The following is a 25,978-nucleotide window of genomic DNA, read 5'->3' on the forward strand; positions in this document are numbered from 1 at the left end:
CTCCTTAGCCTTCGCGCAGCAGTTCGCGCGCAATGATCAATTGTTGTACTTCGGTGGCGCCTTCGTAAATCCGCAGCGCGCGGATTTCGCGGTACAGGCGCTCGACCGGGTGCTCGCTCACCACGCCCATGCCGCCGAACATCTGCACGGCGGCGTCGATCACCTGCTGCGCCGTTTCGGTGGCCGTCATCTTGGCCATGGCGGCCTCCTTGGTCACCTTCCGGCCCTGGTCGCGCTGCCAGGCGGCGCGGTAGGTCAGCAAGGCGCTGGCGTCGACGCCGGTCGCCATCTGCGCCAGCTTGGCTTGCGTCAGCTGGAAATCGGCCAGGGTCTGGCCGAACATCTTGCGGCCCTGGGCGTGGGCCAGCGCTTCCTCCAGCGCGCGCCGCGCGAAGCCGAGCGAGGCGCCGGCCACCGAGGTGCGGAACACGTCCAGCGTGGCCATGGCGACCTTGAAGCCCTGCCCTGCTTCACCCAGGCGCTGGCTGGCGGCAATGCGGCAGTTGCTGAATTTCAGGCGCGCCAGCGGGTGCGGAGCGATCACGTTGATGCGTTCCGCGATCTCGAAACCGGGCGTGTCCTGATCGACGATGAAGGCGCTGATGCCGCGCGCGCCGGGCGCTTCACCCGTGCGGGCGAAGACCACGTAAAAGTTGGCGATGCCGCCGTTGCTGATCCAGGTCTTTTCGCCATCGAGCACGTAATGGTCGCCGTCCTGCACGGCGGCGCACTGCATGGCGGCGACGTCGGAGCCGGCTTGCGGTTCGGACAGCGCGAAGGCGGCAATCGCTTCGCCTTTGGCCACGCGCGGCAGGTAGGCTTCCTTATTGGCGGCGCTGCCGAACAGGCTGATGGCGCCGGAACCCAGGCCCTGCATGGCGAAGGCGAAATCGGCCAGGCCGTTGTGGCGTGCCAAGGTTTCGCGGATCAGGCAGATGGCGCGGGTGTCGATGGTGTCGAGCGCGCCGCCGTAGGCCGTGCCGCCAATGGCGTGGCGCAGCCAGCCGGCATCGCCCAGGGCGCGTACCAGCTTGCGGCATTGCGCGTCCACGGCGGCGGTGGCATGCCCGTCGCCGTGGTCATCGCGCACGTGCGCGGCGGCCCAGGCGTCCAGGTCCCGCTCCAGCTCCGCGTGGCGCGGCGCGAAGAAAGGCCAGTCGAGGTAGGATTTGTCCGCCATATCAATCGCCCTCGAAGACCGGTTTTTGTTTCGCCACAAAGGCGTGGTAGGCGCGGTGGAAGTCGTTGGTCGCCATGCAGATGGCTTGCGCCTGCGCCTCCGCTTCAATGGCTTCGTCCACGCCCATATTCCACTCCTGCTGCAGCATCTTTTTGGTCATGCCGTGGGCGAAGGTCGGGCCGTCCGCCAGGCCTTGCGCCAAGGCTTGCGCGGCGGCCAGCAACTGCTCCGGCGCGTGCAGGCTGTTGAAAAAGCCCCAGCGCTCGCCTTCGGCGCCAGCCATGGAGCGGCCGGTGTACAGCAGCTCCGCGGCGCGGCCCTGGCCGATCACGCGCGGCAGCAAGGCGCAGGCGCCCATATCGCAGCCGGCCAGGCCGACGCGGGTGAACAGGAAGGCGGTTTTGCTGCGCTCCGTGCCCAGGCGGATGTCGGAACCCAGCGCCAGCATGGAGCCGGCGCCGGCGCAAATGCCGTCGATGGCGGCAATCACCGGCTGCGGGCAGGCGCGCATGGCTTTCACCACGTCGCCGGTCATGCGGGTGAAGGCCAGCAGGCCCGGCATATCGAGCTTGGTCAACGGGCCGATGATTTCGTGCACGTCGCCGCCGGAGCAGAAATTGTCCCCGGCGCCGGTGATGACGATGGCTTTGATGTCGTCCGCATAGGCCATGGCGCGGAACAGGTCGCGCAGCTCGGCGTAGGAGTCGAAGGTAAGCGGGTTCTTGCGCTCGGGGCGGTTCAGGGTGAGCGTGGCGACGCCGTTGGCGACGCTGAACTTGAAGTGTTCGGCCTCATAGGTCGCCAGCAGCGCGCGGTTGCCGGGCAGGTTTTGCGGTTCCCCTTGCAGGTATTTCATGGTTTTTCCTTTTCTTCGCGGGCGTACAGATGGCCCTTCATTTGCGACAGCAGGTCGATCAGCTGTCCTTTGTCTTCTTGCGTAATGTCCTGCAGCAGTTCGGCCACCCAGCGCTCGTGGACTTCCGCCATTTCGCTAAAGGCTTTGCGACCGGCGGCCGTGAGCTTGACGCTGAAGGCGCGGCCGTCTTTCGGGTCGGGCACGCGCACCACCAGCTTTTCCTGCTCCAGCTGGTCGGTGATGCCGGTGATATTGCCGCCGGTGACCATCATGCGCTTGGAGAGTTCGCCCATGCGCAAGCCTTCCGGGTGGCGCTCCAGCTGCGCCATCAGGTCGAAGCGCGGCAGGGTGATGCCGAACTCGGTGCGCAGGCGGCTGCGGATCTCGGCTTCGATCTTGGTGGTGCAGGAGAGCATGCGCAGCCACAGTTTGAGCGACTGGTGGTGGTCGTTGGTCAGGCGGCTTTCCAGGTCGAGTTGCATGGTCCCTGCTTCCTTACATGACTTCACCGCCGGCGACGGCGATGGATTGGCCGGTGATCGCGCCCGATGCCGGCTGGCACAGCCAGGCAACGGCGTTGGCCACCTCCTCCACCTGCACCAGCTTTTGCTGCGGGTTGGCGGCGGCCAGTTCGGCGCGCGCCTGCTCTTCGCTGCGGCCGGTTTTTTGCATGATGTTGGCGATGGCGTCTTGCACGATATCGGTTTCGGTGTAGCCGGGGCAGACGGCGTTGACGGTGATGTTCCTGGTCGCCAGCTCCAGCGCCAGGGCCTTGGTCAGGCCGACCAGGCCGTGCTTGGCGGCGACGTAGGCGCTGACGTACTTGTAGCCTTTCAGGCCGGCGGTGGAGGCGATATTGATGATGCGCCCCCAGCCCGCGTCCAGCATTTGCGGCAACACTGCTTGCGTGCAGTGGAAGGCGCCGGTCAGGTTCACGTCCAGCATTTGCTGCCAATGGGCCGCCGTGGTTTTCGCGAATGGCGCCGGGCGGGCCTGTCCCGCATTGTTGAGCAGGATCGTGATGGGTCCAAGCAGTTGCGCCGCTTCCGCGATGGCCTGGTGCACGCCAGCTTCGTCGGTCACGTCCAGCACGCAAATCGCCACACCCGCTTTCCCGGTTTCCTCCGCCAGCGCCGCCGCGGCGCCTTCCAGCGTTTCCAGATCGCGCCCGGCGATGGTGACGTTGATGCCCTGCGCCAGCAGCGTCCGGGCGCAGGCCAGGCCGATGCCGCGCCCGCCGCCCGTAATGAATGCGTGTTGCATGCTTAACCCTCCAGCAGTTTGGCCGCAACCTGCTGCGGCGACAAGCCGGCGCTGGCGGCGGCCATCTGGCGCTCGCGCTCCAGGTTGCGCTCCAGCTGCTGCTTGCCCGGCAGGTACTGTTTGGGCCAGCTCACCGGCGTGTAGCCCAGCTTTGCCGCTTCCGCCAGCGCCCATGCCGGATTGGCAAGGTGCGGGCGGCCCACCGCGCACAGGTCGGCACGGCCGGCGGCGATGATGCCGTTGGCGTGGTCCGCTTCAAAGATCGAGCCGACCGCCATGGTCGGAATGCCGGCTTCGTTGCGCACGCGGTCGGCGAACGGGGTCTGGAACATGCGGCCGAAGACCGGCTTTTCCAGCTTGCTGACCTGGCCCGAGGAGCAGTCGATCATGTCGGCGCCGGCCTGCTTGAACAGGCGCGCGATCTGCACCGCGTCGTCCGGCGTGATGCCGCCTTCCACCCAGTCGTGGGCGGAGATGCGCACGCTCATCGGCTTATGCGCCGGCCACGCGGCGCGCATGGCGGCGAACACGCGCAGCGGGAAGCGGCAGCGGTTCTCCAGCGAGCCGCCGTATTCGTCGCCGCGCTCATTGGTCAGCGGCGAGATGAAGGAGGACAGCAGGTAGCCGTGGGCGCAGTGCAGCTCCAGCCAGTCGAAGCCCGCCTCCTGCGCCGCCAGCGTGGCGCGCACGAAGTCGGCTTCTATGCGGCGCATGTCGTCGGTGGTGGCAGTGCGGGCGACTTGCGAGACGCCGGCCAGGTATTGCTGCTGCGAGGCCGCCACCAAAGGCCAGTTGCCTTTGTCGAGCGGCTGGTCGATGCCGTCCCACATGGCGCGCGTGGAGCCTTTGGCGCCGGCGTGGCCGAGCTGCAAGCCGATTTTCGCGTCGCTGGCGGCGTGGATGAAATCGACGATGCGTTTCCAGGCCATGGTGTGGGCAGGAGCGTACAGGCCGGGGCAATGCGGGGTGATGCGGGCGTCGGCCGAGACGCAGGTCATTTCGGCCATGACCAGCGCCGCGCCGCCCATGGCGCGCGCGCCGAGGTGGGCCAGGTGCCAGTCGCCGACGCAGCCATCGACCGCGCTGTACTGCGCCATCGGCGAGACCACGATACGGTTCTTAAGCACCAGGTCGCGCACCTTGTAGGGCGTGAACATGGGCGGTATGGAGCGGCCCTGGGCGGCGACCGGCGGCGCCAGGCCGGCCTGGCTGAATGCGCGTGCGGCCAGCCAGCGTTCAAAGCCGGCTACGTAATCCTTGTCGCGCAGGCGCAGGTTTTCGTGCGACAGGCGCTGGCTGCGGGTCAGCATCGAGTAGGCGAACTGCGGCGCTTCCATGGCGCTGTAGCGCTGCACGTTCTCGAACCACTCCATCGAATTGCGCGCGGCGCTCTGGATCTTCAGCACCTCCACGGCGCGCACTTCCTCATAGGCGGCCAGTGCGGCACGCGGGTCGGCGCCGTGCTGGCCGAAACAGCGCGCCAGCTCGATGGCGTCTTCCAGCGCCAGCTTGGTGCCGGAGCCGATCGAGAAATGGGCGGTGTGGGCGGCGTCGCCCATCAGCACCACCGGGGTGGCGCCGTTCCAGTGCACCCATTTCTGGCAGACGATGCGCGGGAACTTGATCCACACGTTGGAGCCGCGCAGGTGGGAGGCGTTGGACATCAGCTTGTGGCCGTCCAGCCGGTCGGCGAACAATTGCTCGCACCAGGCCAACGCCTGCTCCTGCGACATGTCTTCCAGCCCGGCGGCGCGCCACACCGATTCCGGCGTTTCGATGATGAAGGTGGAGGTGTCGCCGTCGTACTGGTAGATGTGGGCCTGGAACCAGCCGTGCTGCGTTTGCTTGAAGTCGAAGGTGAAGGCGTCGAATTTCTTCTTCGTGCCGAGCCAGACGAAACGGCACTGGCGCGCTTCGATCATGGGCTGGAAAGTGCCTTCGTAGCGCGCGCGCACGCGCGAATTCAGGCCGTCGGAGGCGATCACCAGGTCGGCCTTGTAGCGCGCGGCCAGGTCCTGGTCGTCCTGCACGTCCGTCTCGAACACCAGTTCCACGCCGAGATCCTCGCAGCGCTGCTGCAGGATGTTCAGCAGGCGTTTGCGTCCGATGCCGCAGAAACCGTGGCCGCCGGAGGTGACCTTCTGTCCCTTGAAGAAGACGTCGATATCGTCCCAGTGGTTGAAGGCTTGCAGGATCTCGCGCGCCGTCTTCTCGTCGGCCGCCACCAGGTTGCCCAGGGTCTGGTCGGAGAACACCACGCCCCAGCCGAAGGTGTCGTAGGGCCGGTTGCGCTCGACGACGATGATGCGGTGCGATGGGTCCTGCTTTTTCATCAGCAGGGCGAAATACAGGCCGGCCGGGCCGCCGCCGATACAAACGATATTCATGCGTATCCCTAGGTGCTACGGAGTTTGAAGCGTTGCAGCTTGCCGGTTTCGGTGCGCGGCAGCGACGACAGGAAGCGGATGGCGCGCGGGTATTTGTACGGCGCGATCTGCTCTTTGACAAAGTCCTGCAACTGGCTTGTCAGTTCAGGAGACGGCTCGAAGCCGGGCTTCAGGACGATATGGGCTTCCACCACCTGGCCGCGCTCTTCGTCCGGCTTGCCGACCACGCCGCATTCGGCCACGGCGGGGTGGCGCAGCAGCGCGTCTTCCACTTCCGGGCCGGCGATGTTGTAGCCGGCGGAAATGATCATGTCGTCGGTGCGCGAGCGGTAGATGAAGTAGCCGTCGGCGTCCATCTCGTAGGCGTCGCCGGTCAGGTTCCAGCCGTTCAGCACATAGTCGCGCTGGCGCGGGTCGGCCATGTAGCGGCAGCCGGTCGGGCCTTTGACCGCCAGCCGGCCGACGATGCCGGGACCGACCGGCTGGCCGCGGCTGTCCAGCACGCAGGCGCGGTAGCCGGGCACCGGTTTGCCGGTGGCGCCGGGGCGGATCTCGTCGCCCGCGGCGGCGATGAAGATGTGCAGCATTTCGGTGGCGCCGATGCCGTCGATCATGCGCAGGCCGGTGGCCTGCTGCCAGGCTTCACGGGTTGCCACCGGCAGCGCTTCGCCGGCGGAGACGGTTTTTTTCAGGCTGGAGAGATCGTATTTACCGGCCAGGCCAGCCATCTGGCGGTAGAAGGTGGGCGCGGTGAAGCAGATGGTGGCGCGGTACTTTTCTATCGCTTGCAGCAGCGATTCGGGTGTCAGCTTTTCCAGCAGCACGGCGGCGGCGCCCACGCGCAGGGGAAACAGCAGCAGGCCGCCCAGGCCGAAGGTGAAGGCCAGCGGCGGTGTGCCGATGAACAGGTCGTCCGCCGCCGAGCGCAGCGTGTGGCGCGGGAAGCAGTCGCAGATGGCCAGCACGTCGCGGTGGAAGTGCATGGTGCCTTTCGGGACGCCGGTGGTGCCGGAGGTGAAGCTGATCAGGCAGATATCGTCGGCTGCGGTATCGCAGGCCTCGGCGTGGTCGGGCTGGGCGGCCATCAGGGCGTCCAGCGCGCCCGCCTCGGCCACGTTGAACCAGAGGGTGCGTTCGGGGCGGTTGGGGGCGGCTTCCATTTCCTCGCGCAGGGCGTGGGCGCACAGCACGGCCTGCACCTGCGCCTTGTCCATGATCACGCCCAGTTCGCGCGCGCGCAGCAGCGGCATGGTTGGGACGGCGATCAGGCCCGCTTTCAGCACCGCCAGCACGGCGGCGGCCATCATCGGGTGGTTGGCGCCGCGCAGCAGCACGCGGTTGCCGGGCACCAGGCCCATGGGGCCGCGCAGCACGTTGACGATGCGGTTCACCTGCTGCTGCAGCTCGGCGTAGGTCCAGCTGATGCTGTCGCCGCGCACCGCCAGGCGTTCGCCCCTGCCGGCGGCGACGGCCTGGTCCAGGAGCTCGGCCACGCAGTTCAGGCGCGCGGGGTAGTGCAGTTCGGGGAGGTCGAAAACCAGCTCCGGCCACTGGTCGGCAGGCGGGAGGTGCTGGCGCGCGAACTGGTCGAGATGCGCGCTCGGTTCTGCTGCAGTGAGTCTGTTCATGATCGCCCTGGGTAAGGTTCGGTTGAAGGCAGCCTGCTTGTTTGGTGCAGGGTACTTTAAACCTAAACTATATTTACCGCAAGGCTGGCCTGTACCGGGCAACCAGGCAACCGGGAGCTTAGCCCTGGCGCACCAGCGAGGACTGCTGCAGCACCGCCCGCACCACATCGGTCAGCGCCGCCTGCACCGCCTCGTTGCTGCCCTGCCCGCCCAGGAGCGGCTTGAGGGCCGCGGCGGCGCCGTGCAGGCCAAGCGTGGTGCAGCCGGTGTGCAGCCGCTCCAGCCGTATGCGCGCCTCGTCGCGCTCGCCGCGCGCCAGCAAGGCGTCGAGCTCCGTGCCGGCGGCTGTCAGCTGGTTCTGGAAGCCGGTCAGGTACACCAGCAGGCGGTCGGCGCCGATCCCCAGGCGCTCCTGCGTTTGCGCCGGCGCCTCGGCGCGATGCTCGTAACCGTTGGCTGCCTGGTCGAGGAAGGCGCCCAGGTGGGCGCGTACCTGGTCGGACTGGAACGGCTTGACGATGTAGCCGGTGGCGCCGGCCAGCGTGGCCTGCTGCACCGTCTCCTTGTCGGTGGCCGAGGACACCAGCACGAACGGCACCGCCGCCAGCTCCTCATGCGCGCGCACGCGCTGCAGCAGTTCGATGCCGGACAGGCGCGGCATGCGCAGGTCGCAGAAGATGATGCCGGGCCGCAGGCCTTGCTCCAGCTGCTGCCAGCCGTCGGCGCCGTCTTCCGCTTCCACCATGTCGAATTTTCCGCAGCCGTCGATCAGGTGCATCAGCACCATGCGCGACACCACGTCGTCATCCACAACCAAAACTTTCATGCGTTCCCCGTCTTTGTTTTCAATGCCGCGATGGTGAAACAACGTGTTCCAGCAACAGCCGCAGGCGCGGCAGCTTGGCGCGGATCGCCGGCCACAGGGCGCGGTCGGCGGCCCGTTCCAGCTCGCCGCACAAGGCATGCAGCTCGGCTTCATCCAGGTAGGCCGCGCTGCCCTTGATGCCGTGGAACAGGCGCCCGGCCGCGTCGGCGTCGGCGGCGGCCAAGGCCTGGTCCATCTCGCGCAAGCGCGCCGGCAGGTCGGCGATAAAGGCGTCGCGCAGGCGCAGTTTCAGGGCCTGCGCGGCCATGCCGTGCAAAGGCGGCTGCAAGGGCGACGGCGGCGGCGCCAGGTCGGCCACACCGAACATGGCGTCCAGCTCGGCCAGCGAGGCCGCCGGCGCGGCTTTGCCGCCCATCCGCGGCAGCTTGATGCCGCGCGCCAGCTGGCGCTCGATGGTGCGCTCCAGCTGCATGTGCAGCGCGCCCTCGTCGATCGGCTTGGTCAGGAAGTTGTCCATGCCGGCCGCCAGGTAGCGGCTGCGGTCCTCGTCGCTGGCATTGGCGGTCAGGGCCACGATCATCAGGTGCGGGTCCAGCACCGGCGCCTCGCGCGGGCCGCCGGAGCGGATCAGGCGGGTGGCGGTGGCGCCGTCCATTTCCGGCATGCGGCCGTCCATCAGCACCAGGTCGTAGCGCTGCTGGGCGCAGGCGGCCAGCGCCAGCACGCCGTTGCCGACGATATCGACCTTGTGGCCCAGCTCCTCCAGCATCATGCGGATGATGATCTGGTTGGTCGGGAAGTCCTCCGCGCACAGCACGTGCAACTGGTGGCTGTGCGGCTCGCGCGACACGTGCGGCACCAGCGGCGGCGCCACGCCGTCGCGCAGCGGCACCGTGAAGGCGAAGGTGGAGCCGGCGCCCGGCGCGCTGACCACGTCGATCACGCCGCCCATCAGCCCCACCAGCTGGCTGCTGATCGCCAGGCCCAGGCCGGTGCCGCCGTAGCGGCGGGTGGTGGTGGTATCGCCCTGCTCGAATTTCTGGAACAGGCGCGGCAAGGCGTCCGGCGTGATGCCGATGCCGGTGTCCTCCACCGTGAAGCGGATGCGGTGGCCATCCGGCCCGCTGCTTTCGCGCTCGACCCGCAGCGACACTTTGCCGCGCTCGGTGAACTTGAAGGCGTTGCCGACCAGGTTGACCAGCACCTGGCGCAGGCGGGTCGGGTCGCCCACCACGAATTGCGGCAAGTCCTGCGCGAAGTCGACTTCAAAGCCGACCATGTTCGACATGGTCTGCTCGGCGAACAGGCTGACCACGTTCTCCACCATGCTGGCCAGGGCGAAGTCGATCGACTCGATATGCAGCTTGCCGGCCTCGATCTTGGAAAAGTCCAGCAGGTCGTTGATGATGCCCAGCAGCGACTGCGCATTGCCCTGGCCGCGCGCGATCTGCTCGCGGGTGCGCTCGGCCAGCGCATTGTCGCGCAGGGCAAAGCCCAGCATGCCGATCACGCCGGCCAGCGGGGTGCGCATCTCGTGGCTCATATTGGCCAGGAATTCGGACTTCTGGCGCGTGGCTTCCTCGGCGCGCTGTTTGGCTTGCGACAGGTGCTTGTCGCGCTCCTCCAGCTCGCGCTTGCGCTCCTGCAGCTGCTGGTTTTTCAGCTCCACCTCGGCGGTGCGCAGCCTGACCTGCTGTTCCAGGCGCTGCTGCTGCAGGCGCAGGACGCGCACGCGCATGTGGTAGGCGGCCCAGGCCGCGCCCAGCAGGGCGGCCAGCATGCACAGGCGGAACCACCAAGTCTTCCAGTACGGCGGCGCGATGCTGATCGACAGCGTGGCGGCCTGCTCGTTCCAGATGCCGTCCTTGTTGGCCGCCTTGACGCGGAACTGGTAGGTGCCGGGGTCGAGGTTGGTGTAGGTGGCAAAGCGCTTGCCGGCGTCGGTCACCACCCAGTCCTTGTCGAAGCCCTGCAACTGGTAGGCAAAGCGGTTGCGCTGCGGCGCGGCATAGTGCAGCGCGGCGAACTCCAGCGAGAACACGGAATCGCCCTCGCGCAGCGAGATCGCCTGGGTGTATTCGATGGCCTGCTTCAGCACGCCCTTGTTGGCGCCGCCCTGCCCCGGCCGCACCGACTTGTTGAAGATCTGGAAGTCGGTGATGACGGCGGTCGGCGCCAGGCTGTTCTCGCGCACCTCCTGCGGTTCGAAAGCGGTGATGCCGTTAAAGCCGCCGAAATACAGGGTGCCGTCGCCCGCGCGCAGCGCCGAGCCGTCGAAGTAGGCGCCCTCGATGGTGCCGTCCACGCCCGAGTAGTTGCGCACCTGGCCGTTGCTCATGTCCAGGCGCGAGATGCCGGTATTGGTCGACAGCCACAGGTACTTGCCGCGATCGGGCAGGATGCCGGCGATGGCGTCGTCGGCCAGGCCGTCCTTGCGCAGGAAACGGCGGAACTGCACGCTGCCGTCGGCGCGCCGCTCCATGCGGTTCAGGCCCGCCGCCGTGCCCACCCACAAGGTGCCGCTGTCGTCCTCGAACAGGTAGTGCACCTCGTTGTGGCTCAAGCTGCCCTGGTCGTTCGGGTTGTTGCGGTAGTGGGTGAAGCGGCCGGTCTTGCGGTCCAGCAGGTCGAGGCCATTGAAGGTGCCCACCCACAGATTGCCCTGCCGGTCCTCCAGCACCGGGCGCACCACGCTGTCGGCCAGGCTGTGCATGTCGGCCGGGTCGTGGCGGAAGGTCAGCACGCCGCCGCTGTTCGGGTCGATGCGGTACAAGCCGCTGCGCGAGGAGGCCCACAGCATGCCTTCGCGGTCGCCGTACAAATAGCGGATGACATCGTTTTCCGGGTCGCCGTGCGACAGCATCAGCGGGCCGAAACGGCGCGCCTTGATGTCGAAACGGCGCACGCCGTAGCGCCCGCCGACCCACAAGGTGTTGCGGTCGCGCCGGTCCTGCGCCAGCGCGGTCACCTCGGCATCCAGGCTGTCGCTGCCGATGCCGCCGGGGCGGAACAGCACTGTCTTGCCTTCCAGCGGGTCGTAGTAATTCAGGCCGTCGTTATTGCCGACCCAGATCTTGCCGTCGCCGGCATCGACAATCGAGCGCACCTTGTTGTCGCTCAAGCCGGCCGGCCGGCCCGGGTCTTTCACCAGGCGCGCGAAGCCGCCGCTGCCCAGGTCGACCCGGCTCACGCCGCGGTACCAGGTGCCGACCCACAAGGTGCCCACATTGTCGCGGTACAGGGCCGACACGTAGTTGTCGGCGATGCTGTGCTGGTCGCCCTGGTAGTGGCGGTACTGCACGAAGCGGTCGTCGGCCGGACGCCAGCGCAGCAGGCCGCCGGTCTGGCCGCCGACCCACACGGTGCCGTCCTGGTCCTGGTAGATGCGCTTGATGGTGCCGGACGGCAGGCCCTGCGCCGCCCCCAGCGCGCGCCGCTTCGGGTAGCGCCCGTCCAGGTTCCAGCGCTCAATGCCGTTCTGGGTGCCGACCCACAGCACCTGGTCGCGGTCCAGCAGCAAGGCTTGCGCGCCGCGCGCGCGGCTGCCCTGCATCGGGAAGTGGACGAAGTTGCGCGAATTGGGGTCGAGCATGTCGACGCCCGCCGCGCTGGCCACCCACAGGCGACCCTGCTTGTCGCGCGCGAGCGCGTTGACCTGGTCGTGGCCAAGGCTGGCCGGATTGCCGCGCTCGTGGTGGTAGATCACGAACTTGCGGGTGGCCGGGTCGAAGTGCTGCAGCCCGTCCGAAGTACCGATCCACAGCCCGTCGTAGCCGTCGTCGATGATGGCGCGGATATGGCGGTTGCCGCTGCCGCGCTTGTCCGGCTCGTGCGGCAGGAAATGGGTAAACGACTGGGTCTTGGGGTCGAACAGGTTCAAGCCGCCATCGGTGCCGACCCACATGCGCCCGCGCGGGTCCATGTGCAGCACGCCGACCCAGTTCTCCGCCAGGCTGCGCGGGTCGCCCACCACATTGCGGTACACCGTGACCTTGTAGCCGTCGAAGCGGCTCAGGCCCGCCTGGCTGCCGAACCACATGAAGCCCTGGCGGTCCTGCGCGATCGACAGCACCGATTCCTGGGCCAGGCCGTCCTGCACGTCGAGCTGCTCGAAACGCAGGGTGCGCGGCGGCGCCGCCAGCGCCGGCAGGGCGAGCGTGCAAGCCAGGGCCAGAGCGGCCAGGCGGCGGGTCAGGCGGGGGGAAATTACAGCCACGGGTCAGTAATCGGGTAAAAGCTGCGCAAAAGCGATGATTGTACTATTGGTAAGCATCAGGACCCGAAAAATGCCAGCACGTCGGCGCGCCGCGCCTGCGTGTCGCGCTGGCCGAGGCGGATCAGCTCCTGGGTGTAGCTGGCCTCGAACAGCAGGTAGGACGCGAGCGCCGAACCGCGCGCCTCGGTGGCGCCGATACCGGACAGCATGGTGCGGATGGGCGCCGGCAGGCTGCTGATATGGCGCGACGCCAGATCGTCCAACCGCTCGGACGGCGCGATCACCAGCAGCTCCACCGGCCGCAGCGGGGTCTTGGCCAGCAACTCCTCCGGCAGCACCGACAGGGTCTGGTTGACGCGATTCAGGCGCTCGATATCGATCGACAGGCTGTCCAGGAAGATGGAGGACATGGCGTGGCCGGCGATCTGCGCCAGGCTTGGGTAGCGCGGCGTTTCCGTCATCTGGCGCGGCGGCTCGGTCAGGCGGCCGGCGCCCACCACCAGCACCTTCTGCGCGCCCAGGTGGATGGCGGGCGAGATCGGCGCCAGCTGGCGCATGGAGCCGTCGCCGCAGTATTCCAGGCGCCCGCCCATATACAGCGGCGTGGCCGGGAAAATAAACGGGATGGCCGACGAGGCCAGCAAATGTTCAACCCCGATCTGATCCTGCATGGCCACGCGCTGCATGCGGATCCAGGGTGCGATTTCGGCGGCGGTCTGGTAGAAGGTGATGTGCTGGCCGCCGGTGTAGGACGAGGCGGTGACGGCCAGGGCGTGCAGCAGGCCTTCCTGCAGGCAGTTGTCCAGGCGCGGCAAATCGAGCATGCGGTGCAGCAGGTTGACCAGCGGCGTGTTGTCGAGCAGGGACTGCGGCGGCGCGGCGCGCCACTTGCGCAGCAGCCAGCCGAAGGACAGCAGCGACAGCCAGCGCGCGCCCGAGCGCAGCACGCCCAGCGAGTCGGCGCGGTACACCTGCCCCACTTCGAAATTGCTCCACACATCGAGCAGCTTTTGCACGCCCTCGCCGAAATTGTCGGCGCGGCAGGCCAGGGCCGTGGCGTTGATGGCGCCGGCCGAGGTGCCGCAAATGATCTGGAAGGGATTGCGCGCAGGCGGCCAGCCTTCCTCCCATAGGATTTCGGAGATCGCCTGCAAAACACCAATCTGGTACGCCGCACGGGCGCCGCCGCCCGTCAGGATTAAACCCGTTTTCTTTTTCATGCCCATTTATCGAGAGTAACATGAAGGCTGCAAGGCGGGGAATGCCCCTCCCCCGCCCCGCCCGCGCGCTGTCGCGCCGCGGTCACTCGCCCGGCTTTACTCCCCGCGCACGATGCCCTCGCGGCGCGGATCGGCGCCGCCGAACCAGCCGTCCCGGGTGCGCTGCAAGCCTTGCAGGCCGGAGTTCATCTCCACCTGGCGCACCTCATGGCCGCGCGCCCTCAACTGCCCCACCACCTCGGCGCCGACCTTGCCCGCCTCGACCTCGGTCGGGCCATTGCGGCTGCCGAAATTCGGCAGGCTGATGGCCTGCTGCACGTTGAGCTTCCAGTCCAGGGTGCCGACCAGCACCTTGGCCACGTAGTTGATGATGGTGGAGCCGCCCGGCGAACCGGCCGCCAGCACCAGTTTGCCGCTCTGCTTGTCGAACACCAGGGTCGGCGCCATGGAGCTGCGCGGGCGCTTGCCGGGCTGCACGCGGTTGGCCACTGGTCCGTTCTCGTCCGACGAGTCCCACGAGAAGTCGGTCAGCTGGTTATTCAGCAGGAAGCCGCCCACCATCTGGCGCGAGCCGAAGGCGTCTTCCACCGAGGTGGTCATCGAGATGCCGTTGCCAAAGCCGTCCACCGCCACCAGGTGCGAGGTGGATGGCTTGTCCAGCGCGGTATCGTCGCCCCACGCCACCTTCACCTCGGCCGGCACGCCGGCGCGGGCGCGGCCCATCGACTTCTCGCCGATCAGGGCGGCGCGCTGGCGCAGGTAGGATTTATCCAGCAGGCCGCTGGCGCCACGGCCCGGCAGCGGCACGAAATCGGTATCGGCCACGTAGCGGTTGCGGTCGGCGTAGGCCAGGCGCTCCGCTTCCGACATCAGGTGGATGGCGTCCGCGCCGACCACGCCGTTGACGGGCGCGTAGTCGCCGATCCTGCTGTTTTCCAGGATGCCGAGGATTTGCGCGATCGCCACGCCGCCCGACGATGGCGGCGGCATGCCGCATACGCTGTAGGCGCGGTAATCGGCACACAGCGCGGCGCGCTCTTTGGCCTGGTAGCCGGCGATATCGGCTGCGCTCAGGCCGCCCGGATTGGTGGGGTGGCCCTGCACTTTGGCGGCGATGTCGCGCGCGATGCGGCCCTTGTAAAAGGCGTCGGCGCCGCCAGCAGCGATCTCGCGCAGGGTTTTCGCCAGCTCAGGGTTTTTCAGGATATGGCCGACCGGCCAGGCCTGCTTGTCCTGGTTGAAGAAGTAGGCGGCGGCGACCGGGTCGCGCTGCAGGTGGCGCTCGTTCGACAGCAAGGCGTTCAGGCGCGGGCTGACGGCGAAGCCTTCCTCGGCCAGTTTGATGGCGGGCGCGAACAGCTTGGGCCAGGCCAGCTTGCCGTATTGTTTGTGCGCCAGCTCCAGCATGCGCAGCACGCCGGGCGCGCCGACCGAGCGGCCGCCGACCACGCCTTCGGCGCGCGGCAGGGGTTTGCCGTTGGCATCCTGGAACAGGGTTTCGGTGGCGCTGGCGGGCGCGGTTTCGCGGCCGTCGAAGGCGCGCACTTTCTTGCCGTCCCAGTGCAGCAGGAAGGCGCCGCCGCCGATGCCGGAGGACTGCGGCTCGACCAGGGTCAGGACCAGTTGCGTGGCGATGGCGGCGTCGATGGCGGAGCCGCCTTGTTTCAGCATCTGGTAGCCGGCTTCCGTTGCGAGCGGGTTGGCGGCGGCCACCATGTATTTTTGCGCCGACCAACCAGGCTTGTCCTGCCAGCCGGTGGCGATTTCAGGGGCGCGGTTATCTTGGGCGTGGAGATTGGTGCAGCAGAGTGCTGCGAGGGCGAGTGCAATGGCTTTCATCACTGCATGCTACACCAAACCCGGAAAGGCTGGGTCTGACCCTTGGGTCTGACCCAGCTTTGCCGGGTGTTACTTCGGCTGCATCCGGATCGCCCCATCCAAACGAATGGTCTCGCCATTCAGCATGGTGTTTTCGATAATCGATTTCGCCAGCGCAGCATACTCGAACGGCTTGCCCAGGCGCGGCGGGAACGGCACCATCTTGCCCAGCGCATCCTGCACCTCCTGCGGCATGCCCAGCAACATCGGGGTTTCAAAAATGCCCGGCGCAATGGTCATCACGCGGATGCCCGAACGCGACAGGTCGCGCGCCATCGGCAAGGTCATGCCCGCCACGCCGGCCTTGGACGCGCCATAAGCGGCCTGCCCGATCTGCCCGTCAAACGCCGCCACCGAAGCGGTGTTGATGATCACCCCGCGCTCGCCCCACTCCGCCGCCTCGGTCTTGCCCATGGCATCGGCCGCCAGGCGGCACATATTGAAGGTGCCGATCAGGTTAATGCTGATGGTGCGCGCGAAGGCATCCAGCGGATGCGGGCCATCCTTGCCCACGGTCTTGATGGCAGGCGCCACGCCGGCGCAGTTCACCAGGCCGCGCAGGGTGCCCATGGCGGTGGCTGCCGCCACGACCGCCAGGCCGTCCGCCTCGGAGGTCACGTCGCATTTCACGAACTTGGCCGCGCCCAGTTCGGCTGCCAGCTTCTCGCCCGCTGCCACCTGCACGTCCGCCAGCACGACCTTGCCGCCGTTGTCCACGAGCATGCGCGCGGTCGCCGCGCCCAGGCCCGAAGCGCCGCCGGTGATGATGAATACCTGATCCTTGATTTGCATTTGTCTCCCCTATTTACTTTACGTTACGTAAACGTCAATCGAGGCGTATTGTACAAGAATCAGTAGCAAGTCATCCATACACCGTTGTGCGAACACACCCTCCCCGTCGGGCTGGTGACCTGGCCTGGCGGGCCGTGGTGGTAGATGCCGCTGGGGTCGCGGCAGCCGCCCGCATCGCAGGTGACGGGAATCGGCGCGCTCGGGCCCGGCAGCGGCGCGGCAGCCGCTGGCGCGGCCGGGCGGCCGGCGCGCGGCAATTGGGCGATGGCCGAGGGCGGCGCAGCCGGGTCGCGCCGCGTCAGCACGGGCCCCCAGCTCAGGGCCGGATCGGGCGCCGGGGCGATGCGCGGCGTGGGCGTGACAATTTGCGGCACCGGGCGGCGCGGCATGTCCTTGCGCGCCGGCGCCGTGCGGCACGGCTCAACCAGCAAGCGCTTGCCGTCGGCGGCCAGCCGGCACTCCGGCAGGCGGCGGTACTCTTCCAGGGAATCGGCGCCTGCGGCCGGGCCAAGCAGCCCGGCGGCCAGCGCCAGCAGGATGGGAAATGTCATGGCGCCCTCCACAGCGTACCGCCATCATACGCCGTGGAAGGTGGCAGCGGCGCCGCTTACTGCGCCGACGGCGCCTCGGCCGGGGCCGGGGCCGCAGCCGGGGCGGCCGCCGGCACCGCCACCTGCGGCACGGTTGCCGTGGCCGGGGCCACCACTTGCTGCTGCGCGTGCATCGGCGCCATGGTCACCGACAGGATGCCGGTGGCCGGCAGCAGCGGCACCAGCAGCAGCGCCACGATGTTGATGATCTTGATCAGCGGATTGACGGCCGGGCCGGCGGTATCCTTGTACGGGTCGCCTACGGTGTCGCCGGTCACCGCCGCCTTGTGCGCGTCGGAACCCTTGCCGCCATGATTGCCGTCCTCGATATACTTTTTCGCGTTATCCCAGGCGCCGCCGCCGGTGGTCATGGAGATCGCCACGAACAGGCCGGTGATGATGGTGCCCATCAGCATACCGCCCAGCGCCGCTGGCCCCAACAGCATGCCCACCACGATCGGCACCAGCACCGGCAGCAGCGAAGGCGCGATCATTTCCTTGATGGCGGACGCGGTCAGCATGTCCACCGCCTTGTCGTACTGCGGCTTGCCGCTGCCGTCCATGATGCCCTTGATATCGCGGAACTGGCGGCGCACTTCCACCACCACCGCCCCTGCCGCGCGGCCCACCGCCTCCATCGCCATGGCGCCGAACAGGTAAGGAATCAGGCCGCCGATGAACAGGCCCACGATCACCATCGGGTTGGACAGGTCGAAGGTGATGCTCTTGCCGACCGACTCCAGCGCGTGGGTATAGTCGGCGAACAGCACCAGCGCCGCCAGGCCGGCGGAACCGATCGCATAGCCCTTGGTCACGGCCTTGGTGGTATTGCCCACCGCGTCCAGCGGGTCGGTAATGGCGCGCACGGAATCCGGCATGCCCGCCATTTCGGCGATGCCGCCGGCGTTGTCGGTGATCGGGCCGTAGGCGTCCAGCGCCACCACGATGCCCGCCATCGACAGCATGGAAGTGGCCGCGATCGCAATGCCGTACAGGCCGGCCAGTTTGTAGGAAACCATGATCGCCACGCACACCGCCAGCACCGGCCATGCGGTCGCCTTCATCGAGACGCCCAGGCCGGCGATGATATTGGTGCCGTGGCCGGTGGTGGAAGCTTCCGCGATATGGCGCACCGGGGTGAATTCGGTGCCGGTGTAGAACTCGGTGATGTAGACCATCAGGCCGGTCAGCACGATGCCGACCACAGTGGCGCCCATCATCTTGTAGCGCATGTCGTCGTCCGGCCAGATCATCCAGGTCACGACCACAAAGCCGATCAGCGACAGGCCGGCGGCCCACCACAAACCGGTGTACAGGGCCGACATGATCTTCTTGCCCGGCTTGGCCTTGACCATGGAGCAGCCGACGATGGAGCCGATGATGGACACGGCGCCCAGCAGCATCGGGTAGATCGCAGCCTGCATCGGCGCAGCGGTGATCATCAGCGCGCCCAGCAGCATGGTCGCGATCAGGGTCACCACATAGGTCTCGAACAGGTCGGCCGCCATGCCGGCGCAATCGCCCACGTTGTCGCCCACGTTATCGGCGATCACCGCCGGGTTGCGCGGATCGTCTTCCGGGATGCCCGCCTCCACCTTGCCCACCAGGTCGGCGCCGACGTCGGCGCCCTTGGTGAAGATGCCGCCGCCAAGGCGCGCGAAGATCGAAATCAGGGAAGCGCCGAAGGCCAGGCCGATCAAAGGCTTCAGCACATCGTGCAGGTTTTTGCCGGGCGCGGCTTGCGCGATCAGCATCCAGTAGAACAGCGCCACGCCGAGCAGGCCCAGGCCGACCACCAGCATGCCGGTGATGGCGCCGCCCTTGAAGGCGACGTTGAGCGCTTCGTTCATGCCGACCGAAGCTGCCTGCGCGGTGCGCACATTGGCCCGCACCGACACGTTCATGCCGATGAAGCCGCAGGCGCCGGAGAGCACGGCGCCGATCAGGAAGCCGATGGCAGTGGTGACATCAATTGCCGCCCCGATGGCTACCAGCAGCACCACACCGACAATGGCGATGGTGCGGTACTGGCGGGCCAGGTAGGCCGCAGCACCCTGCTGGATGGCTGTCGCGATTTCCTGCATGCGGGCGTTGCCCGCGTCTTGTCGAAGGATCCAGTTGCGCGCCCACAACCCGTAAATCACCGCGAGCGCGCCGCATGCTATCGCGAACCACAAACTTGCTGCCATAAATTGCCCCCTTACGTTATTAGAATCAAAAGCTACAAAACGAACTCGGTACGACCGAACTACGTACTGCAAAACTTTGACGCTGCACGGCCAGGGGGCCGCGTGCGGGAAAAAATGGGGCGGAAAAAGATGGGGACGTACCCCATCTTTCCCGCCTTGCGGGAAAATGGGGTACGTCCCTATTTTTTCCGCCCCATTTTTTCCCGCAATGATGTGATTTAGCTGGACAGAGCCGCGAAGGCGCGTTCGCGGATTTCCTCGACTGGACCGACGCCTTCGATCTTGCGGTATTTCGGCGCACCAGGCTGGCCCGATTTGGCCCACTCGCCGTAATAGCCGAGCAGCACTTCGGTCTGGTTGTGGTAAACGTCCAGGCGTTTCTTGACGGTTTCTTCCTTGTCGTCGTCGCGCTGCACCAGGTCTTCGCCGGTGACATCGTCCTTGCCTTCGACTTTAGGCGGGTTGAATTTGACGTGGTACACGCGGCCGGAAGCCGGGTGGCTGCGGCGGCCGCTCATGCGTTCCACGATCTGGTCGTCCGGTACCGCGATTTCCAGCACGTAGTCGATGGCAACGCCGGCGTCTTTCATGGCGTCGGCTTGCGCGGTGGTGCGCGGGAAGCCGTCGAACAGGTAGCCGTTGGCGCAGTCCGCGGCTTTCAGGCGGTCTTTGACCAGGCCGATGATGATGTCGTCGGAAACCAGCTGGCCAGCGTCCATGACCTTCTTGGCGGCCAGGCCCATTTCAGTACCTTCCTTGATTGCCGCGCGCAGCATGTCGCCGGTGGAAATCTGAGGAATGTTGTACTTTTCCTTGATGAAGTTGGCCTGGGTGCCCTTACCGGCACCTGGTGCTCCTAACAGAATGAGACGCATGAATGTTCCTAAACGATTTAATAATAATTTTTTGATGATGCCTTAGCCACCTTGCTAGAAACTTACCACAAAAGTTGAGCTATACGCCACTTTTGTAGAAAGCCTGTACACGCTCCAGGTCTTCCGGTGTATCCACTCCGGCAGCGGGGGCGGAATCGGTCACGTGCACTGCAATCGGGTAGCCGTGCCACAGCACGCGCAGCTGCTCCAGGGCCTCGATGCCTTCCAGCGGCGACACGTCCAGCGCCGGGTAGGCTTGCAGGAAATCGTTGCGGTAGGCGTACAGGCCGATATGGCGCAGCGGGACATAGCCGGCCGGCAGGGCCGATTTGTCCTGTGCAAAGGCATCGCGGTGCCACGGGATGGTGGCACGGCTGAAATAGAGGGCGTTATCCTGCTTGTCCAGCACCACCTTCACCACATTCGGGTTGAAGGCGTCGGCCGCGTCGTGCAGCGGATGGGCGCAGGTGGACATCGGCACGTCGGCGCCAATGCGGGCGGCGGCGGCTTGCAGCAGTTGCGGGTCGATCAGGGGCTCGTCGCCCTGCAGGTTGACCACCACCGCTTGCGGCGGCAGGTTCATGGCGCGCGCCACTTCGGCGATGCGGTCGGTGCCGGACGGGTGGTCGGCGCGGGTCATGCACACTTCCACGCCGTGCTGTTCGCAGGCTTCTTTAATAGAGGCGTGGTCGGTGGCGACGATGATGCGTGCCGCGCCGGCTTCCCGGGCGCGCTCGGCGACGCGCACCACCATCGGCTTGCCGCCCAGGTCGGCCAGCGGCTTGTTGGGCAGGCGGGTCGAGGCCAGGCGGGCCGGGATGATGACAATAAACGACACCGCTTACTCCGCGGTGTCGGCCAGGGTGCGCGCTTCGTCGGCCCACATGATCGGAATGCCGTCGCGGATCGGGTATGCCAGGCGGTCGCCTTTGCAAATCATTTCCTGGGCTTTTTTGTCGTACTCCAGAGGGCCCTTGCACACAGGGCAGACCAGGATATCAAGCAGGCGTGCGTCCACGTAGTTTCTCCACAATTTGATCGGCCAGCGCCGGGTTGATGCTGGCACTGACTGGAACGACCCATATTCTCGGATCGTTGCGTAATTCTTCAATTTGCCAGCATTTTACTGCATCCTTCTCCGTCACCAGAATAATGTCGGCCTCTATGGCGGCGAAGGGGCGGTCGTTAAAGTCGTGGTGGTCGGGCAGCGGCAGCTCCTGCGGCTGCAGGCCGGCGGCGCGCAGCATGGCGAAGAAGCGGCCCGGGTTGCCGATGCCTGCGGCGGCGGCCACTTTCAGCCCGCCGCCCTGCCCTTCAGCGGCGGCCTGGCGCGCCAGTTCCGCCAGCGGCATGCGCTGGGCGCGCTCGGCCAGCCGCTCCGCGACTGCGCCGGCAAGGCGCATCTGCCACGGCGCGCCCGGGCCGGAACCCGGGGGCGCGACTGCGGCGGCCAGCGCTGGCGCCAGCTCCGGCGTATTGACCACGGTGAAGTCGCGCCGGCGCGAGGGCGGCTCACGCAGCGGCCCGGCGGGCAGCGTCCAGCCATTGCCGACGCCCCGGCCATCGAACAGCACAATCTCGATGTCGCGCGCCAGGGCGTAGTGCTGCAAGCCGTCGTCGGTAACGATCACGTTGACGCCGGGGTGGGCCGCCAGCAAGGCGCGGCCGGCGGCGGCGCGCCGGCGGCCAACAAATACCGGGCAGCCCGTGCGGGCCGCGATCAGCACCGGCTCGTCGCCCACCTCGGCGGGCGTCGATGCGGGGCCGACTTCGCGCGGCGCCGCATCCTTGCTGCCGAAACCGCGCGACACGACGCCGGGGGAAAAGCCCGCCGCCCGCAGCGCGTCCACCAGCCAGATGGTGAGCGGCGTCTTGCCCGTGCCGCCAATGAAGATGTTCCCCACCACGACCACCGGCACCGGCAGCCGCTCGGACGACGACAGGCCGGCGGCAAAAGCCGCGCGGCGCATACCGGCCAGGCCGCGAAACAGCAGCGACACCGGCCACAGCGCGCAGGCCAGCGCCCCGCGCCGCAACCACTCGCGCGAGAAGGTCGTCTCCAGGGAAGAGGCCATTTACTTGGCCTGGGCCGTCTGCGCCTCGAAGGTCACGCGGTCGAAGCCGGCGATGCGCGCCGCTTCCATCACGTTGATCACCATCTGGTGCATCGCAAACTGGTCGGCGTTGATCTTCACCACCGGGTTGGCGCCTTTGGCGGCAGCCTTCATATTCACCGCCAGGCCGGGCACATCGCGGAACGACACCGGGGTGCCGTTCAGGGTGTAGTTGCCCTTGGCATCCACGGTCACGTTCAGGTCATCCGGCTGCTCCACCGCTTTTTCCGCGTCGGCGGTCGGCAAGGTGATTTTCAGCTCGGTGAACTTGCTGTAGGTGGTGGTGATCATCAGGAAGATCAGGATCACCAGCAGCACGTCGATGAACGGGATCAGGTTGATCTCCGGGTCTTCGCGCTTCTGGCCGCGGCGGAAATTCATCGCCATAGGATCGATCCTCGCTTATTTGCGGCTGTTGTGGACCACGTCCACGAACTTGACCGCCTGCTGCTCCATGTCGATGACAAAGGAGTCCACCAGTGCGCGGAAGTGGCGGTAGAACACCAGGGTCGGCATCGCGATCGCCAGGCCGAAGCCGGTGTTGTACAGGGCCACGGAAATACCGTGCGCCAGCTGCGCCGGGTTGGTGCCGGAAGCGTTGGTGGCGCCGAAGATCTCGATCATGCCGACCACGGTGCCGAACAGGCCCATCAGCGGGGCCAGGGTGGCGATGGTGCCGAGGGTGGTCAGGAAGCGCTCCAGCTGGTGGGCCACGGCGCCGCCCGCCTCTTCGATGGATTCCTTCATCACATCGCGCGGAGCGTTAACATTTCGCAACGCTGCCGAAAGGACAACACCGAGCTGGGAGGACTTCTCCAGCTTTTCGATGATGTCAGGCGTGATATTGCCGCTGCGATAAACGCGCACAACTTCGTCCAGCAGGGTCTTGGGAATGATGCGGGTGCGGCGGAGGTACATCAGGCGCTCGATGATCAGAGCGGTGGCAACAACGGAAGCGATCAGCAGAGGCCAGATTGGCCAGCCGGCGGCCTGGAAAATTGCGAGCAAGACGTACTCCTGTGAAAGAAATCCTAAACGCGCAATGTAGCTTGTTGGAGCCTATCCGGCAAGTGTGTGCTTTCTTCACATTTTCTGTGGACAAGATTGTTGGCAAGCCGCCCAAGACGCCCTAAGCCCATGATTTGACTATGATTTTTTCTAATGCAAAAAATTTCATCAGCTTTCAAGCAATGGGGTTCTGCACATAATCTGTGGACAATATTGTGGGGAATGGTGGCTTTTATATCCTAAGCCATTGATCGGAAAGAGAATTACTCTCAAGCACAAAAAATGCGCACCGGCATTTTTCACCCCCCTGGCGCCTGTGCACTTCCCCACATATTCTGTTGATAAGATTGTGTGCAAAGCCATGCTTGAGCACTAAAGTACTTGATTCATAAGCACTTTCTTTCCATGCGTAAAAATTCCGCAGTGGATTGTCCACATTTCTTCCTGACCCCAGGACGGACAATTTTTGGGGATTTGCACAAAATCTGTGGACAATATTGTGCGCAAGGCTGCCGGAGGTGGGGGAAGTCCTTGATTATCAAGCACTTTCAGTTCATGCTCATTTTTTAGGCAGATTTTTACGCCGTCTTTTTCCCACAACTTCTGTGGATAAAATTGTTAGCAAGGGACAGACTGGAGTGCCAAGTCCTTGATTTCTAAAATGAAAGTTACCGTGCAAACATTTTCATCACGCAAGTTTGGGCACGCTCGAGTTCCTCACATATTCTGTGGATATCTTTGTGCGTAACAGCCCGGGGCTATCGCAAAGTCCTTGATCTATAAGGAAATTCATGGATTGCCTGCGAATGAAGCATCGCTGTTTACCCTTAATAATCAGATGTTTACAAAAAATGCTTGCGGTATGAAGTGATGTATGACATAAGCATGACCGCTTTCAAAAAGTGTGGACAGGTCCATGATGAATACCCCCGAACCCAACCAGGTTATCTCCGTTAGCGCCCTGAACCAGGCCGTTGCGCGCCTGCTGGAGCGCTCTTTCCCCCTGCAGTGGATATCCGGGGAAATCTCTAATTTCACCCGCGCAAGTTCGGGGCATTGGTACTTCACATTGAAGGATGACGGGGCGCAAGTTCGCGCCGTCATGTTCCGTGGCCGCGCGCAAAACGTGGGCTTTGTGCCGCGCGAGGGCGACAAGGTGGAAGTGCGGGCCCTGGTCACCCTGTACGGGCCGCGCGGCGACTACCAGATCAATGTCGAGGCGATCCGCCGCGCCGGCGTGGGTTCGCTGTTCGAGGCCTTCCAGCGCCTCAAGGAGCGGCTGGCGGCGGCGGGGCTGTTCGCGCCGGAGCGCAAGCGCGCGTTACCGTTGTTTCCCCGCACTATTGGCATTGTGACCAGCCCGCAGGCGGCGGCCTTGCGCGATGTGCTGATCGCGCTGCGGCGTCGCGCGCCGCATGTGCAGGTGGTGCTCTACCCTACCCTGGTGCAGGGCCAGCAGGCCGGCGCGCAGATTGCGGCGGCCATCGATACGGCGTCGCGCCGGGCCGAGTGCGATGTGCTGCTGGTGGTGCGCGGCGGCGGCAGCATGGAGGACCTGTGGTGCTTTAACGAGGAAGTGGTCGCTTACGCCGTGGCCAATTGCGCGCTGCCGGTGGTGTCCGGCGTGGGCCACGAAACCGACTTCACGATCTGCGATTTCGCGGCCGATGTGCGGGCGGCAACGCCGACGGCGGCGGCGGAACTGGCGGCGACGCCGCGCGCCGACTGGCTCGGTTCCCTGCGCGCCGATGCCGCCGACCTGCGCCGCGCCATGCGCCGCGCGCTGGGCGATGCGGCGCAAACGCTGGATAACCTGCAGCGCCGCCTGCTTAGTCCGACCGCGCGCATCGCGCAGCAGCGCCTGCAGCTGAAGGCTTTGTCCACCGCCATGATGCACGCCACCCGCAACCCGCTGCAGCAGTCGCGCTTTGGCGTGGACCGCCTGGCGGCGCGGCTGGCGGCGCGCAAGCCGGACCCTGCGTCGGCGCGGGCGGCCTTGGCGGCCTGGCAGCACCGTGCCGACGCCAGCATGCGCGGCCAGCTGGCGCAGCGGCGCGATGCGCTGAGCGCCCTGTCGGCGCAGCTGGAATTACTGAATCCCCAGCGCACGCTGGAACGCGGCTACGCCATCGTCACCGATGCCGCGGGTGCGGTGTTGCGCGATCCGGCCCATATCAAGCCGGGCCAGGCGCTGGGCGTGCGCCTGGCCGACGGCAGCGCCGAAATCGGTGTCGCCAGCGTGCAACCCACGCGGACCTAGCGTTCGTACTACAATAGTGGCCGTTTCGGCATTAATACCTTTTTACCCCCCTATTTGAGGAAATATTCATGGAACATACCCTGCCACCACTGCCATATGCAATGGACGCGCTGCAACCGCACATCTCCAAGGAAACCCTGGAATTCCACTACGGTAAGCATCATCAGGCTTATGTCACCAACCTGAACAACCTGATCAAGGGCACCGAGTTCGAAAACCTGTCCCTGGAAGAAATCGTCAAGAAGTCCTCCGGCGGCGTGTTCAACAACGCAGCCCAGGTGTGGAACCACACCTTCTACTGGAACTGCATGGCGCCGAACGCCGGCGGCGCGCCGACCGGTGCCGTGGCTGACGCGATCAACGCCAAGTTCGGCTCCTTCGACAACTTCAAGGCTGAATTCACCAAGTCCTGCGTGGGCAACTTCGGTTCCGGCTGGACCTGGCTGGTGAAGAAGGCTGACGGCTCCGTGGAAATCGTCAACACCTCCAACGCGGCCACCCCGCTGACCGGCGCCGACAAGCCGCTGCTGACCTGCGACGTGTGGGAACACGCGTACTACGTGGACTACCGCAATGCCCGTCCGAAGTACGTGGAAACCTTCTGGAACCTGGTGAACTGGAACTTCGTGGCCCAGCAATTCGCTTAAGCGCGACGCTGTGCTCCCTAAAGCCCGCTGAACGCGGGCTTTTTTCTAC

The 25,978-nt window shown here is 66.0% G+C and carries 21 protein-coding genes; 2 read left to right on the top strand and 19 right to left on the bottom strand.

The annotated features are described in order from the left end of the window. Positions 1-4: 4 nt before the first annotated feature. From GTP41_RS23050 to GTP41_RS23140, 19 genes are all read right to left on the bottom strand, one after another. Positions 5-1,180: an acyl-CoA dehydrogenase family protein gene (locus GTP41_RS23050; protein WP_161027935.1), complete on the bottom strand. Its 1,176-nt coding sequence runs from the start codon at positions 1,178-1,180 to the stop codon at positions 5-7. A 1-nt stretch (position 1,181) separates the two neighbouring features. Continuing rightward, complete coding sequence (locus GTP41_RS23055) at positions 1,182-2,036, bottom strand: enoyl-CoA hydratase family protein (protein WP_161027936.1); 855 nt, start codon at positions 2,034-2,036, stop codon at positions 1,182-1,184. After that, positions 2,033-2,518: a MarR family winged helix-turn-helix transcriptional regulator gene (locus tag GTP41_RS23060; RefSeq protein ID WP_161027937.1), complete on the bottom strand. Its 486-nt coding sequence runs from the start codon at positions 2,516-2,518 to the stop codon at positions 2,033-2,035. The genes GTP41_RS23055 and GTP41_RS23060 overlap by 4 nt, the downstream gene beginning before the upstream one ends. Positions 2,519-2,531: 13 nt before the next feature. Beyond that, positions 2,532-3,299, bottom strand: coding sequence for an SDR family NAD(P)-dependent oxidoreductase (locus tag GTP41_RS23065; protein ID WP_161027938.1), 768 nt, complete (start codon positions 3,297-3,299; stop codon positions 2,532-2,534). A gap of 2 nt (positions 3,300-3,301) precedes the next feature. Further along, a complete protein-coding gene (locus GTP41_RS23070; protein WP_161027939.1) occupies positions 3,302-5,686 on the bottom strand; it encodes a bifunctional salicylyl-CoA 5-hydroxylase/oxidoreductase in 2,385 nt (794 codons plus the stop codon). 8 nt (positions 5,687-5,694) lie between these two features. Then, the gene (locus GTP41_RS23075) at positions 5,695-7,314 is read right to left on the bottom strand and encodes an AMP-binding protein (protein WP_161027940.1); all 1,620 of its coding nucleotides are present in this window, start codon (positions 7,312-7,314) and stop codon (positions 5,695-5,697) included. Positions 7,315-7,432: 118 nt separating this feature from the next. Next, positions 7,433-8,140 carry a response regulator gene (locus GTP41_RS23080; RefSeq protein ID WP_161027941.1) on the bottom strand — a complete coding sequence of 236 codons (708 nt, stop codon included), beginning with the start codon at positions 8,138-8,140 and terminating at the stop codon, positions 7,433-7,435. A 19-nt stretch (positions 8,141-8,159) separates the two neighbouring features. Continuing rightward, the gene (locus GTP41_RS23085) at positions 8,160-12,356 is read right to left on the bottom strand and encodes a two-component regulator propeller domain-containing protein (protein ID WP_371867385.1); all 4,197 of its coding nucleotides are present in this window, start codon (positions 12,354-12,356) and stop codon (positions 8,160-8,162) included. 56 nt (positions 12,357-12,412) lie between these two features. Then, a complete protein-coding gene (locus GTP41_RS23090) occupies positions 12,413-13,582 on the bottom strand; it encodes a patatin-like phospholipase family protein (RefSeq protein ID WP_161027942.1) in 1,170 nt (389 codons plus the stop codon). Between the two features lie 90 nt (positions 13,583-13,672). Beyond that, positions 13,673-15,415: a gamma-glutamyltransferase gene (gene ggt / locus GTP41_RS23095; RefSeq protein WP_161027943.1), complete on the bottom strand. Its 1,743-nt coding sequence runs from the start codon at positions 15,413-15,415 to the stop codon at positions 13,673-13,675. A gap of 69 nt (positions 15,416-15,484) precedes the next feature. After that, positions 15,485-16,246, bottom strand: a complete 762-nt coding sequence (locus GTP41_RS23100; RefSeq protein ID WP_161027944.1) for a 3-hydroxyacyl-CoA dehydrogenase — start codon at positions 16,244-16,246, stop codon at positions 15,485-15,487. 59 nt (positions 16,247-16,305) lie between these two features. Then, complete coding sequence (locus tag GTP41_RS23105) at positions 16,306-16,797, bottom strand: hypothetical protein (RefSeq protein ID WP_161027945.1); 492 nt, start codon at positions 16,795-16,797, stop codon at positions 16,306-16,308. Positions 16,798-16,853: 56 nt separating this feature from the next. Next, on the bottom strand, positions 16,854-19,025 hold the full coding sequence (locus GTP41_RS23110; protein ID WP_161027946.1) for a sodium-translocating pyrophosphatase: 2,172 nt from the start codon (positions 19,023-19,025) through the stop codon (positions 16,854-16,856). 218 nt (positions 19,026-19,243) lie between these two features. Continuing rightward, on the bottom strand, positions 19,244-19,900 hold the full coding sequence (gene adk, locus GTP41_RS23115; RefSeq protein WP_161027947.1) for an adenylate kinase: 657 nt from the start codon (positions 19,898-19,900) through the stop codon (positions 19,244-19,246). 79 nt (positions 19,901-19,979) lie between these two features. Further along, on the bottom strand, positions 19,980-20,738 hold the full coding sequence (gene kdsB, locus GTP41_RS23120; protein WP_161027948.1) for a 3-deoxy-manno-octulosonate cytidylyltransferase: 759 nt from the start codon (positions 20,736-20,738) through the stop codon (positions 19,980-19,982). Between the two features lie 3 nt (positions 20,739-20,741). Beyond that, the gene (locus GTP41_RS23125) at positions 20,742-20,918 is read right to left on the bottom strand and encodes a Trm112 family protein (RefSeq protein WP_161027949.1); all 177 of its coding nucleotides are present in this window, start codon (positions 20,916-20,918) and stop codon (positions 20,742-20,744) included. Further along, on the bottom strand, positions 20,899-21,975 hold the full coding sequence (gene lpxK / locus GTP41_RS23130; protein WP_161027950.1) for a tetraacyldisaccharide 4'-kinase: 1,077 nt from the start codon (positions 21,973-21,975) through the stop codon (positions 20,899-20,901). The genes GTP41_RS23125 and lpxK overlap by 20 nt, the downstream gene beginning before the upstream one ends. Next, on the bottom strand, positions 21,976-22,395 hold the full coding sequence (locus GTP41_RS23135; protein ID WP_161027983.1) for an ExbD/TolR family protein: 420 nt from the start codon (positions 22,393-22,395) through the stop codon (positions 21,976-21,978). It abuts the gene before it with no gap. Positions 22,396-22,416: 21 nt separating this feature from the next. After that, on the bottom strand, positions 22,417-23,022 hold the full coding sequence (locus tag GTP41_RS23140) for a MotA/TolQ/ExbB proton channel family protein (protein WP_161027951.1): 606 nt from the start codon (positions 23,020-23,022) through the stop codon (positions 22,417-22,419). A gap of 916 nt (positions 23,023-23,938) precedes the next feature. Here GTP41_RS23140 and xseA point away from each other — a divergent pair. Both xseA and sodB read left to right on the top strand, forming a co-directional pair. Then, a complete protein-coding gene (gene xseA, locus GTP41_RS23145; RefSeq protein ID WP_371867386.1) occupies positions 23,939-25,282 on the top strand; it encodes an exodeoxyribonuclease VII large subunit in 1,344 nt (447 codons plus the stop codon). A gap of 68 nt (positions 25,283-25,350) precedes the next feature. Next, entirely contained in the window at positions 25,351-25,929 is a 579-nt protein-coding gene (sodB, locus tag GTP41_RS23150; RefSeq protein ID WP_161027952.1) for a superoxide dismutase [Fe], read from the top strand. The last annotated feature ends 49 nt before the right edge of the window (positions 25,930-25,978 follow it).

The organism is Pseudoduganella guangdongensis (assembly GCF_009857475.1).
Taxonomy (GTDB): Bacteria; Pseudomonadota; Gammaproteobacteria; order Burkholderiales; family Burkholderiaceae_D; genus Rugamonas; species Rugamonas guangdongensis.